This window comes from Chryseobacterium sp. GP-SGM7, assembly GCF_049166575.1.
Taxonomy (GTDB): domain Bacteria; phylum Bacteroidota; class Bacteroidia; order Flavobacteriales; family Weeksellaceae; genus Chryseobacterium.
This window is the reverse complement of record NZ_JBMHFF010000003.1, coordinates 219,058-231,645: the sequence shown is the minus strand read 5'-3', so window position 1 is coordinate 231,645 and position 12,588 is coordinate 219,058. Positions and strand designations below refer to the sequence as shown.

14 protein-coding genes are annotated in these 12,588 nt (G+C 33.7%); 10 read left to right on the top strand and 4 right to left on the bottom strand.

Going from position 1 to position 12,588, the window contains the following annotated elements; genetic code table 11:
- A complete protein-coding gene (locus tag ACOOWA_RS13465) occupies positions 1-642 on the top strand; it encodes a uracil-DNA glycosylase (protein WP_421375941.1) in 642 nt (213 codons plus the stop codon).
- Here the strand turns inward: ACOOWA_RS13465 and ACOOWA_RS13460 are convergent.
- The 3 genes from ACOOWA_RS13460 to ACOOWA_RS13450 all read right to left on the bottom strand — a co-directional run bounded on the left by ACOOWA_RS13460 (position 629) and on the right by ACOOWA_RS13450 (position 2,872).
- Positions 629-1,129, bottom strand: coding sequence for a hypothetical protein (locus ACOOWA_RS13460; RefSeq protein WP_421375939.1), 501 nt, complete (start codon positions 1,127-1,129; stop codon positions 629-631). The two genes, ACOOWA_RS13465 and ACOOWA_RS13460, sit on opposite strands and share 14 nt — an antisense overlap.
- A gap of 8 nt (positions 1,130-1,137) precedes the next feature.
- Positions 1,138-1,629 (bottom strand): DUF456 domain-containing protein, encoded by a 492-nt coding sequence (locus tag ACOOWA_RS13455; RefSeq protein WP_421375937.1) that lies wholly within the window; start codon positions 1,627-1,629, stop codon positions 1,138-1,140.
- A 64-nt stretch (positions 1,630-1,693) separates the two neighbouring features.
- Positions 1,694-2,872 carry a carboxypeptidase-like regulatory domain-containing protein gene (locus tag ACOOWA_RS13450; protein ID WP_421375935.1) on the bottom strand — a complete coding sequence of 393 codons (1,179 nt, stop codon included), beginning with the start codon at positions 2,870-2,872 and terminating at the stop codon, positions 1,694-1,696.
- A gap of 166 nt (positions 2,873-3,038) precedes the next feature.
- On the opposite strand from ACOOWA_RS13450, the gene ACOOWA_RS13445 reads away from it, so the two are divergent.
- From ACOOWA_RS13445 to ACOOWA_RS13415, 7 genes are all read left to right on the top strand, one after another.
- Positions 3,039-4,304 (top strand): mechanosensitive ion channel family protein, encoded by a 1,266-nt coding sequence (locus ACOOWA_RS13445; protein WP_421375933.1) that lies wholly within the window; start codon positions 3,039-3,041, stop codon positions 4,302-4,304.
- An 89-nt stretch (positions 4,305-4,393) separates the two neighbouring features.
- Positions 4,394-5,113 carry a pyridoxine 5'-phosphate synthase gene (locus tag ACOOWA_RS13440; RefSeq protein ID WP_421375931.1) on the top strand — a complete coding sequence of 240 codons (720 nt, stop codon included), beginning with the start codon at positions 4,394-4,396 and terminating at the stop codon, positions 5,111-5,113.
- Between the two features lie 100 nt (positions 5,114-5,213).
- A complete protein-coding gene (locus tag ACOOWA_RS13435; protein WP_421375929.1) occupies positions 5,214-5,999 on the top strand; it encodes an alpha/beta fold hydrolase in 786 nt (261 codons plus the stop codon).
- Positions 6,000-6,145: 146 nt separating this feature from the next.
- Complete coding sequence (locus ACOOWA_RS13430; RefSeq protein ID WP_421375927.1) at positions 6,146-7,162, top strand: NAD-dependent epimerase/dehydratase family protein; 1,017 nt, start codon at positions 6,146-6,148, stop codon at positions 7,160-7,162.
- Positions 7,162-8,931: an AMP-dependent synthetase/ligase gene (locus ACOOWA_RS13425; protein ID WP_421375925.1), complete on the top strand. Its 1,770-nt coding sequence runs from the start codon at positions 7,162-7,164 to the stop codon at positions 8,929-8,931. Before ACOOWA_RS13430 ends, ACOOWA_RS13425 begins: the two co-directional genes overlap by 1 nt.
- Positions 8,932-9,095: 164 nt before the next feature.
- Positions 9,096-10,154 (top strand): diphosphomevalonate/mevalonate 3,5-bisphosphate decarboxylase family protein, encoded by a 1,059-nt coding sequence (locus ACOOWA_RS13420; RefSeq protein WP_421375923.1) that lies wholly within the window; start codon positions 9,096-9,098, stop codon positions 10,152-10,154.
- Between the two features lies 1 nt (position 10,155).
- On the top strand, positions 10,156-10,515 hold the full coding sequence (locus ACOOWA_RS13415; protein WP_421375921.1) for a hypothetical protein: 360 nt from the start codon (positions 10,156-10,158) through the stop codon (positions 10,513-10,515).
- 9 nt (positions 10,516-10,524) lie between these two features.
- On the opposite strand, the gene ACOOWA_RS13410 is transcribed toward ACOOWA_RS13415, so the two are convergent.
- A complete protein-coding gene (locus ACOOWA_RS13410) occupies positions 10,525-11,607 on the bottom strand; it encodes an endonuclease/exonuclease/phosphatase family protein (protein ID WP_421375919.1) in 1,083 nt (360 codons plus the stop codon).
- 126 nt (positions 11,608-11,733) lie between these two features.
- Here ACOOWA_RS13410 and ACOOWA_RS13405 point away from each other — a divergent pair, with 126 nt between their 5' ends.
- Together ACOOWA_RS13405 and ACOOWA_RS13400 are read left to right on the top strand one after the other, a co-directional pair.
- A complete protein-coding gene (locus ACOOWA_RS13405) occupies positions 11,734-12,174 on the top strand; it encodes a nuclear transport factor 2 family protein (RefSeq protein WP_421375917.1) in 441 nt (146 codons plus the stop codon).
- Between the two features lie 4 nt (positions 12,175-12,178).
- Positions 12,179-12,556, top strand: coding sequence for a VOC family protein (locus tag ACOOWA_RS13400; protein WP_421375915.1), 378 nt, complete (start codon positions 12,179-12,181; stop codon positions 12,554-12,556).
- Positions 12,557-12,588: the final 32 nt, after the last annotated feature.

Here is a 12,588-nt window from a genome sequence, read left to right as displayed (position 1 = left end):
ATGAACTGGACAGAAATACTAGCCCCAATAAAAAACACTCCATACTTTACCAATCTTTGGGAAAAGGTAAAACAGGAATATGCAACAACGAAAGTTTTTCCACCGAAAAAACAGATTTTCAGAGCGTTAGAATTAACGCCATTTGATGATGTTGAAGTGGTAATTATTGGTCAGGATCCTTATCATAATGATTTTCAGGCAAATGGTTTGTGTTTTTCAGTTTCCGAACAGGTTACAGCGCCACCTTCGCTTAAAAATATTTTCACTGAATTAAAAGATGATGTCGGTGTAGACCGAACTTCAAAAGAACTGGATGATTGGGCAAAACAAGGCGTCTTGTTATTGAATGCGACTTTAACGGTTCGTGCGCATTCACCAAATTCTCATAAAGATTTAGGTTGGGAAAAGTTTACCGATTTTATTATTAAAGAAATTTCAGATAAAAAAGAAAATGTGGTTTTCGTTTTGTGGGGAGCTTTTGCACAGAAAAAAGCCGAATTAATCAATCCGGCTAAACATTTTATCATTAAATCTGCGCATCCATCCCCTTTTTCTGTCTATCGTGGTTTTTATGGAAGCAAACCTTTCTCAAAAATTAATGAATATCTTGCTTCAAAAGGAAAGAAGCTTATTTCGTGGTAGAATTCTGATCAGTATCTTTAGTAATCGAAATTCCGATTTTATATTTTCCGGAAAGTGATTTTGCACTATTTTCTGCAGTTGGATGAGGAGTAACTTTTACTAAAGAAATTTTATATCCGTTAAAAAATTGTGTCGTATGATAATCTTTTCCGCTAACTTCTGAAGTTGAAAATTGCAAAGTCATTGGTCGACTTGCAGTGCTCATCAATTCTATATTGGCAACGGCAACTCCTGCCCAAATACATTGAGTTCCTTGCGGACAACGGCTGTCTTCTGCCATACTTTTAAAGGTAATATTCATCTGAAATTCTTTCAGAAATTTATTTTCTCCTTCAATGAAATAAATAATATCTCCTTCGCTTTTCATAGGAATTTCACTTTTTACATTAGCAGAATTTTGTGACATTTCCTGATTTTTCAATTCTTTCTGAGCCTTACAGTTGATCAGGCTGATTAATCCTAAGCTCAATATTATATGTTTATACATTTCCATAATTAAATTACATTAAAAATATCTAAAACGACGACCATAAGCATAGCAATTGAGACTACTAAGCTAAATCCGGTTCCGTAAATAAATCCGATCAATGCTCCTTTTGTTGATTTTAAAGCTTTATTCATGTCCTTACTATCGTGCAAAAGTTCTCCGATAAAAACTCCGGCAAACATTCCTACAAGAAATCCTAAAGGAATTGGTAAAAATAATCCTACAATTGTTCCGATGACCGAGCCTACACTTCCCCAATTTGTTCCGCCGTATTTTTTATTGGTTTTTGCGGGAATTACATAGCTTAACACCACAGAAGCAAGCGTTAAAATGACAAACGCCCAAATATAAAGTACTGAAAGATCGGCATCTGTTCCGTATTTATAAATTAAAAGTCCGGCAAGACTTAAGACCAATCCCGGTAAAACTGGCAAAAAAGTTCCTAAGATTCCCAGAATAAGTAAGATGATACTTAAAAGTGAAATTAATGAATGATCCATATTTATTTAAATAAAAAAGTGACTTAAAAAGCCACTTTTTGTTTATCAATTTTTAAGCCGATTTTTAAAGATTTAAAATTACATATTGTAAAATTACTCCTGCATTTCCGATGTTTCCTGTAGCGTGATTGTGGAAACTTGTGTAATAGATATATCCACTGTTTGTAGATCCCGAACAAGGTCCTACTGTTGCGCCTAAAGCCACTAAATAAGGAACTGCAGCGGTAGGAACAGAAAGACTTATCTGAATATTTCCTGGAAGTGTAATACAAACTGTTGTAAATGTTGTATTCGGAGCATTCCCAATCGGTGTTGCGGGAATTCCTGTTGCTGTAAAATGATTGGTTCTGATCATCAATGCATTGTTTGATGAAGTTTCTTTCACTAAAACGTCCCAATACGTCGGATCATAATTGGTGATTTTTTGCCATGAACCTAAATCAAAATCAATATTAAGCGTATTAAATCCTAAAGCAGTAGATAATCCTGCACTGCTTACAGTTGCCGGAATAATTCCTGAGCTTCCGGTGTTTGTGGAGCATAATTTTGTATCAGGAACAAATCCCCCCGGAAGTGAACAGCTGGTTGTGTTGTCCGTTCCGCCCACTAAATAGGCTACATCCCAATCTGAAGCGTAAATACTTCCTCCATTAGCGACGAAAACTGCCAAATTAGCATCAATTGCTGGATAAAGTGATTGGTTTGAGTTGTAGTTTCTTGATCCGCAATTAAGGAAAATAATGTCATACTGAACAATTGCCGTGATGTTAGCAAGATCAGCATTGGTGATTTCTGTGGCATTATATCCTAAATTCTGAATAATATCTTCAATTTTATCATAGTTTCCCTTTACGTAAGCAATTTTCGCAACCTGATTCAGTTTTGTTTGACTTGCATTTAAGTTTAAAGTTTCGTTGTCTTTTACAGTTGCTGAAATTTCAGTACGGAAATTGCTGCCATTTCCGGTTTGAATGTGAATAGTTTGGTTTCCAACCGGAGCTTCTAATGTGAAATTTCCGTCAGCATCAGAAGTCGTGTAATAGATTTTGTATTTTTCATCAAATGTGAATACAGATGCTCCTCCGATAGATTTAGTGCCATTTTGCGACATTACTCTTCCGGAAACTTTACCGGTTTTTATCGTGTTATCAACAGTGATTTCTGCCGGCGTTTCAGAATCAGATCTACAAGATCCGATTGATAAAAGCAGAATGAAAATAAAGAATAAGTTGAAATTTTTCATAGAATTTAGTTTTGGGTTTAGAATACTAAATTAATGAATTTATTATTGATTTAATTTTATTTTTAAATTAATTTTAATTATTCGTTAATAAATGTTGTTTAATACTGTAATTAATTGTTATTTTATTAGGGTTGTAGTGAATTTTAATTTTATTAAATTTGTTGTAATGAAAGACGAAATAACGAACACTAAAAGTTTTTTTCAGGAAACCAGTGAACAGCTTTATATTTACGTGAGCAAAATCTCTCCTGCGGGGCTTGATTGGGTTTTTCACATTATCGTAAAAATGGCGTTGTTGTTTGGAATCTTCTTATTGCTGGATTTTCTTTTCAAGATAATCATCAATTATACTTTCAGGTTTTTTCGCAACGAAAAGAAGTTCCCGATTATAAAATCTATCTATAATTCTAGAATCACCAATTCTCTTGCTCATTTTGTGGCATTGGCAACGATAGGATCTTTGCACGAATCTATTTTTGTCGGAGCTTTAAAAAATACCACTATTTTTATCCACAGATCCGTCAATTTAGGGTTGGTTTTAATACTCGCAGGTATGTTATACCGTTCTTTGACGGGTTTCAGGAGCTATTTTACCATTAAACAGGATTATTACAAAGTGATGGCAATCAATGCCATTTCTGAAACGGTAAAAATTTTAGGAATTTTCATTTTTACCATCGTTAGTATCTGTGTAATTTTCGGGATAAAAGGAACAACAATTGTCGGAAGTTTAGGAGCAATAACGGCGGTTTTGGTTTTGGTTTTCAGAGATACAATCTTGGGTTTTGTTACCGGAATTCACGTTGCAACATCCAAAAGCTTAAAAGTGGGCGACTGGATCGGAATTCCAAAATATAATATTGAAGGAAATATTTTAGACATCAGTTTGCTGACTACAAAAATTTCAAATTTTGACAAAACAATTTCCTCGATTCCAACGTATGATTTACTGACAACGGAGATTAAAAATCTTCAGGTAATGTCGGAATCGAATACCCGAAGAATAAAAAAATCGATTGTTTTTAATATTACCTCCTTTAAATTTCTGAATGATGATGAAATTGAAAAATTAAAAGAAATCAATCTCATTTCAGACTATTTAGATCAAAAAATATCAGAAATTAATCAGGAAAAATCATCGATCGAGCATCGTGATAAAATCATCAACGGTAGACAATTAACCAATATCGGAGTTTTCAGACATTACGCTCAGAAATATCTTGAAAATGATCCTGAAATTGATAAAGAAAGTCCGATCATGGTTCGTCAGTTGGAAATTACAACTCAAGGACTTCCAATGGAAATTTATTGTTTTGCAAATGATTCAAAATGGGTGCGTTTTGAGCAAATTCAGGCTGATATTTTTGATCATTTATTGGTCGCCTCGAAGGAATTTGATCTTCAGATTATGCAGATTGGATTGCCGAAATAATATTTTAATAATTAAGATAATTTATAAAGATTTATTCACTCAATGTTGTAAGTCTTAAGTCTGAAATCTATTATCTAACATCTACAATAATGACAAAACTAAGCGTAAACATTAATAAAATTGCAACGATAAGAAACGCTAGAGGAGGAGAAACCCCAAGTGTGACGGAAGCTGCAATCAAAATTCAGGAATTTGGTGCTCACGGAATTACCATTCATCCAAGACCAGACGAAAGACACATCACAAGAAAAGATGTATACGATTTAAAACCGATTGTTCATACCGAATTCAATATTGAAGGAAATCCTCACCGAGATTTTATCGATATGGTTTTAGAGGTAAAACCTGAACAGGTAACTTTGGTTCCAGACGCAGATGACGCCATCACTTCCAATGCAGGTTGGGACTGTGAAAAAAATATGGATTTTCTGAAATCTGTCATCGCAGAATTTAAAAATGCAGGAGTCAGAACTTCAGTTTTCTTAGATCCAAACCCTGAAATGGTAAAATTTGCTGCAGAAACGGGAGCCGACAGAATTGAATTATACACAGAAGCTTACGCATCAAATTATTCAAAAAATAAAGAAGAAGCTATTAAGCCATACGTTGAAACAGCTGTGGAAGCTGAGAAATTCGGATTAGGAATTAATGCAGGGCATGATTTAAGTTTAGAAAATTTAAAATATTTTGCAGATAATATTCCAAATCTTTTGGAAGTTTCCATCGGTCATGCCTTGGTTTCTGAAGCTTTGTACATGGGTATGGAAAATACAGTTCAATCGTATTTGAAAAGACTGGCAAAATGGTAAATTAGCCGGAAGCCGGAAGTTAGAAGTTAGAGGTTCTTTTTAGTGGAATTGCTCACTTCCATTCTCCATCACCCAGCTTTCAACCTCAAAAATTTTATACATGGAAATCTTACATTCAAAAATATTTGGCGAAAATCAATCGTCTACACCGCTTTTAGTATTTCACGGTTTGTTTGGAATGCTCGATAATTGGGGAAGTTTCGGAAAAGAATTGGGCGAATTTCTGCCTGTTCACTTAATTGATTTAAGAAATCACGGAAGAAGTTTTCATTCTGAAAATATGTCTCACGATGATTTGGCGGATGATATTGCCAATTATATGAATCATTACGGAATCGAAAAAGCCCACGTTTTAGGACATTCTCTAGGTGGAAAAGCGGTAATGCAGTTTGCTGTCAATTATCCTGACAAAGTTGAAAATTTAGTTGTGGTTGATATAGGTCCGAAAGCTTATCCGCCACATCATCAGGGAATTATTAAAGCATTGGAAACCGTTAATCTTGATGAGGTAAAATCCAGAGGAGAAGTAGAAAAAGTTTTAACGCAATATATTCCTGAAAAATCTACCATTCAGTTTTTAGCTAAAAATTTATATTGGGAAGAAAATGGAGACTCTAAAAAACTCAACTGGAGATTTAATCTGAAAACACTGTCAGAAAAATACAATCAGTTTGTCTCAAACGCAATTAAATTCGGAATTTTTGAAGGTGAAACTTTATTCATTGCCGGTGAAAAATCAAATTATATTTTGCCACAGGATGAGTTTGCTATCAAACAACAATTTCCAAAAGCCAAATTTGTGAAAATTAAAAACGCAGCACATTGGGTTCAGGCAGATAATCCGGTTGATTTTGCACTTGTAGTGAAAGAATTTTTGGGTCTGTAGTTTAAGGCTTAGTTGTTCTTTAGTGTTTTCAAATTTAGGCTTAAATATCACTGCAAATTATCTTTTATGACTTTTATGGTAAAGTAATTCAAGCTTTTTCAGTTATATTTACGCAAATTTGCAAAACCAGTAATATATATTAATTTATGGTCTTCGTAACAGGTGCAACAGGAATTTTAGGCAGAGTAATCGTTCTTGAACTTTTGAAAAAAGGTAAAAAAGTACGTGCTGCAAAAAGACCTTCAAGCAACATCAATGAAGTAAAACATTCCTATCAGTATCTCACAGAAAATCCCAATGATTTTTTTGATAAAATTGAATGGATGGATGTGGATTTTGACGATATTCATGCAGTTGAATCGGCATTACAAGGTGTCACCGAAGTTTATCATTGTGCTGCAAAAGTCAGTTTTCATCCGAAAGATGAGAAAGAAATGAATCACACCAACATTAAAGCGACGGAAAATCTTCTGTTTGCCTGCGAAAATTCCACGGTCGAAAAATTTCTTCACGTCAGTTCGATTGCCGTTTTAGATTTATTGAATGAAAAAGGTGAGCTTGATGAAAGTTCAGATTTTAATTCTAAAGATGAGCATTCTGCATATTCGATCTCAAAACATCTTTCTGAAATGGAAGTCTGGAGAGCTTCCGCAGAAGGTTTGAATACCATCATTATCAATCCGGGAATGATTATCGGAACCGGAAACTGGGGTAAAAGCAGTGGTGATATTTTTCCGACTTTTGAAAACAACAGTTTTACATTTTCCGGCGGAACAAGTTACGTTGATGTGAGAGATGTTGCCGGAATTTCGATCGAATTAATGGAAAAAAATGCTTTTGGCGAAAGGTTTATTGTCGTTTCCGAAAGCAAAAAATATGCAGATCTTGGAAATCAGATCAGAACTAAATTAGGGTTAAAAGACGCTAAAATTCTTTCAAAATCTACATTACAATTGGGAAGAATTGCCAATATATTATTAGGCTGGCTAATTCCGCAGCTCAGAATGGCAACAAAATCAAATATTGAATCTGTTTCTTCTCTAAATGTGATTTCAAATCAAAAAATTAAAGAGAAATTAGATTATCAATTTATTCCCGTTTCAGAAAGCATCGACTTTCATCTCAACAATTATATTAACGACAAAAAGCTGAATAAAAAGTAATGAATCTTGCAGAGGCAATCATCAAAAAAAATGTAGAAAAGCATCCTTTAAAATCAGCAATTGGCTTTAAGAAAAAAGATGGCGTGTGGAAAGAGCTGAGCTGGCAAAAATTCAGTGAAGTTATTCTTAAAACCGCCAGTGCACTGAAAGATTCTGGAATTGAAGTGAATGATAAAGTTGCTGTTTATGCCGACAATTCTGCGGAATGGATGATTTTCGATTTGGCTGTTTTGTCAATTGGAGCGATTACCGTTCCGATTTATTCAACCAATAATAGCGAACAGGCGGAATTTATTTTAAAAGATTCCGGTGCAAAATCGGTTTTGGTCGGAAGTCAGGCTCAATATGATTCTTGTCTGGAAATCTTAAAAAAAGAAAATACAGATTTAAAATTTATCATCATTTCTAAAAAAGCAGTCTGGATTAAAAAAGAATTCAACAGTTTTTATCTGGAAGATTTTATTGTGAAATCGTCTCCGAAATTTGAGTTTTCAGAGAAAAATGAAGATGATACCGCAACAATTATTTACACATCGGGAACTACCGGAAATCCCAAAGGTGTCGTTCTTCCACACGGAAATTTCGTAAAACTCTGCGATGCCCATTTTGAATTTTTTAAGTTTAAAAATTTTGAAGATGAGGTTTCACTGGCATTTTTACCCTTAACCCACGTTTTCGAAAGAAGTTGGAGTTTATTGTGTTTATACGGTGGAGCAAGAGTTTATTTCCTTGAAGATCCGAAAGATATTGTCAAAGCTTTAACTGAAGTAAAACCATCAATGATGTGCGTCGTTCCCAGGTTTTTGCAGAAAGTATATGCCGGAGTTTTAGAAAAAACCGAAGTAAGCTCATCATTTAAAAAGAAAATCTTTAACTGGGCTCTGGAAGTAGGAAATGAAACCGCAGAGTTTAAAAGAATAGATAAAGCAATTCCTTTTGGTTTAAAAGCGAAAGAAACGGTTGCGGATCTGTTGGTTTTCAGTAAAATTAAAGAAAAATTAGGCGGAAGATTGTGGTTTATTCCTTGTGGTGGTGCATCATTATCATCAGAAGTTACAAGGTTTTTCGAGTCAATAGATATTCACATTACAGTTGGTTACGGATTAACAGAAACCACTGCAACCCTGACTGCTTTTCCACCCCAAAATTTTGAACATGGAAGCTGTGGGAAACCTTTACCGGGAGTAGAAATTCGAATTGGTGAAAATGATGAAATTCAGGCAAAAGGAAACGGTATTATGAAAGGATATTACAATCGACCTGAAGATACCGAAAAAGTTTTTACAGAAGATGGTTGGTTTAAAACGGGCGATGCCGGAAAATTCGACGAAAAAGGAAATCTTTTTATTACCGACAGAATCAAAGATTTGATGAAAACATCTAACGGCAAATATATTGCTCCGCAGACAATTGAAAATCTTCTGACCAACAATAATTTCATCCAACAAATTGTGTTGATTGCAGAAGGAAAGCAGTTTGTTTCCGCTTTAATTGTTCCGAATTTTGAGTTTCTGGCCGATTATTTAAAAAAGAAAAATATTCCGTTTACCAATTGGGAAGAAATCGTTCAAAAGAAAGAAATTATCGATTTCTACAAAGAAAAAATTAACGAAATTCAAAAGCATCTTTCAGATTATGAAAGAGTGAAAAAGTTTACTTTAATGCCATCGGAATTCGAAATCAGCAACGGAGAAATCACGCCAACTTTGAAAATTAAAAGAAATATCGTGCTGAAAAAATATGCAGACGTTATTGAAAAGATGTACTAATTAGAACTTATTATCTCAGTAAATCACGACTAGTTTGTCATTCCGTAGGAATCTCAACAGTTTTAAGATAAATAATTTAGATTCCTACGGAATGACAAACATTGTATATCTTAAACTATTAAAATGATTAGGATTGAAAAATAGGTTTATATTTGAAACTAACTATGACAACAAACGAATTTTTAGGAAAAGAAAATTTTACGATACAGGATAAAACAGTTTCAGAAAGCTGTCCGTCCAATATCGCTTTGATTAAATATTGGGGAAAATATAAAGACCAGATTCCGGCAAACCCGAGTATCAGTTTTACTTTGAATCATTGTAAAACCAATACGGAAATGGAATTTTTAGCAAACGAACCATTTTCCGTTCAGACTTTTCTGGCTGGAAATGAAGAAGCAAAATTTGCTGAAAAAATTGAGAAATATTTCAAAAATATCCAACAGTATTTACCTTGGATTTTAAAAGGTAAATACATTATCAGAACCGAAAATACATTTCCTCACAGCTCAGGAATTGCCAGTTCTGCTTCTGGATTTGGTGCAATTGCAAAATGTCTGATGAATTTGGATGATGAATTTTCCGGAAAAATTTCAGAAGAAGAATCTTTGAAAAAGGCTTCTTTTTTAGCGAGATTAGGAAGCGGAAGCGCATGCCGAAGTCTGTATAACGGATTGGTTGTTTGGGGGAAATCTGATCAGGTTGATGGAAGTTCAGATTTATTTGCCGTTAAATATTCTGATGACGACATTCATCCTGTATTTAAAGATTTTAATGATTGGGTTTTGCTCATTCACGAAGGCGTAAAAATTGTTTCTTCAACGGTTGGTCATGGTTTGATGAATACCAATCCGTATGCGGAAAGAAGATTTCAGGAAGCAAGAGAAAATTTTGTTCCGATGAAAGAAATTCTGAAATCCGGAAATATACAAGAATTTATCAAATTGATAGAACACGAAGCTTTGACGTTGCATGCCATGATGATGATGAGCGATCCTGCTTTTATTTTAATGAAAACCGGAACTCTGGAAGTCATCAATAAAATTTGGGAGTTTAGAAGAGATACCAATTTACCTTTATTCTTTACTTTGGATGCAGGAGCAAACGTTCACTTGCTTTTCCCGAATGACGGTTCTGAAGAGCAGATAAAACCGTTTATTGAAGCTGAACTCTTGCAGCATACTCAAAAAAATGGAGTGGTGAAGGATGTGATGAAATTTTAAAATGAAATTGATTATAAATAAGGTAAAAGCTGAGTCTATTGATTATATTCTAGTTGTAATCGCAAATTTAGCTTTTGCTTTAATTTTTATTTTCGGATATTATCGTTTTGCTTGGTTTGGCGTTTTGCCAGGCTATGCACCACATAATTTCGGGTTCAATGTTTTGGTTATTTTACCACTATTAGTAATTACTTCTGTATTTTCAGTTATTGTACTGTCTAGAGTTTTATCGAATCGTAATAAAAGGAAAAATAATTTAGACAAGTATTTAACGATCCTATTGACCCTACCAATTTTATTTTTTATATTAAGGTTTGTTATTTTAATGATTTGGAATTTAATATTAAAAGGGAATTATTAGTTATTAATATTAACCCTCCGTTACTATCGCATCACGTTCTCCATCTTCTTCCTTGCCTTCTTTGATGATTTCATCAGCTTCGGCAATTTCTTCAGAATCTGCCTGTTCTACAAGCTCCTCCTGATCATCGTTGTGATGATCAATAAAAAATTCACAGTAAACAGGAAGATGATCTGAGCCAAAATTTTCTAAAGTTTTTAAATCTTCTATGAAAATATCTTCGCTGTGGAACATAAGGTCAATAGGAAATCTCAGCAAACGTGATTTTGCATGAAAAGTAGACACAAAAGCACGGCCAACTCTAGGATCTATTAAATGACTTGTTTTTCTGAAAAGAATGGAAGATTTTGACCATGCTACATTGTTGAAATCTCCAACGACGATGATTGGTTTTCTAATATCCTGTACGCATTTGGCAACACTCAGCAAATCGCCGTCTCTTTCTTTTGATGTTTCTTCTTCAGTAGGACTTGGTGGTGGCGGATGAACTCCGAAAAACACAAATTCAAAACCATCTTCGGTCTTCAGGTGTGCTTCTATGCTCGGAATATCATCGGCAACAAAATAATGAGTTTGAGATTTTTCGATCTTCATTTTAGAATAAAAATGCATTCCGTAGGTGTTTTCAAGTGTTACTTTGTGTTGATACGGATAATCTTTTTCTAAAACCTGCAAGGCTTTTTCCCAATCGCCATTGCTTTCCATTGTCAGAAAAATTTCAGGTTTATTTCTTTGTATCAAATTGATGAATCTGTCAAAATCTTTGTTAAACTGATAAACATTGGCAGAAATAAAATGATATTTTTTTGAAGAGTTTTTGGTCTGCGGATGTTTTTTAACTTTGTAAAGCGGAGTATATTTAATTAAAATTATGCCGTGATAAATTATCATGGCAAGCAATAAACCTTGTATATACCAAGAAAACGCTGTCTTATCAATGATAAATCCAAGAACGAATGTGAAAATTGTAAAATAAGTGATTTGAATTTTGCCAAAATCGGGAAAGCGAAAAATCCAATGTGAACTTGGAATTTTAGGTAAAACTGTTAAAATCAATAATAACGCACTTAAAGCAAGGTAAATTTCCCACATATTTTTAAAATAAACGAATAAAAATAAGTTATTTTCACTTAATTTCGTGCCAGTTTTATTTAAACTTTATTAATATTGACCAGTTCAATAATATATTTTTTTATTTTTAATGTTTAAAACTGAATCATGAAAAGATTTTTATATGTTTTGCTGTTAGTAAGTTCACTTTATTTTGGGCAAAATACTGAGCAAGATTTGGTAAAAGAAACTATTGATAAGCTTTTTACAGGAATGAAAAATACTGATTCTGAAATGATGGAGTCCGTTTTTACTGAAAATGCTATTCTGCAGACTATTTCAAAAGACGGAATCATAAAAACGGATGAGCTGAAAGGTTTTGTTTCTTCTGTTTCGGGCTATTCTAAAAATGATGTAGATGAAAGAATAAGTTATTCATCCATTCAGATTGATGGAAATCTTGCCAGTGTTTTCACGCCTTATGACTTTTATTTTAAAGGTAAATTTTCACATTGCGGGGCGAATAGTTTCCAATTGGTGAAGCAAAATAATCTTTGGAAAATTCAATATTTAATCGATACAAGAAGAAAGGAAAACTGTAAAAAATAAAGTTATGAAAATCCATCATATCGCTATTATCTGTTCGGATTATGAAGTTTCAAAAAAATTTTATACAGAAGTTTTGGGTCTAAATATCATCCGTGAAGTCTATCGTGAAGAACGGCAGTCTTATAAACTTGATTTAGCAATCGGAGAGCATTACGTTATCGAATTATTTTCATTTCCAAATCCTCCACAACGCGCTTCAAGACCTGAATCTTGCGGTTTAAGACATTTGGCTTTCTCTGTTGAAAATGTTAATGAGAAAAGAGATGAATTAATTGAAAAAGGTTTAAAATGCGAAGAAATCCGTATTGATGAATTTACCGGAAAAGAATTTTTCTTTATACAGGATCCGGATCAGTTACCTTTGGAATTTTATGAGATGTAAATTTGAATATAAAGCACAAAGAGATATGATTT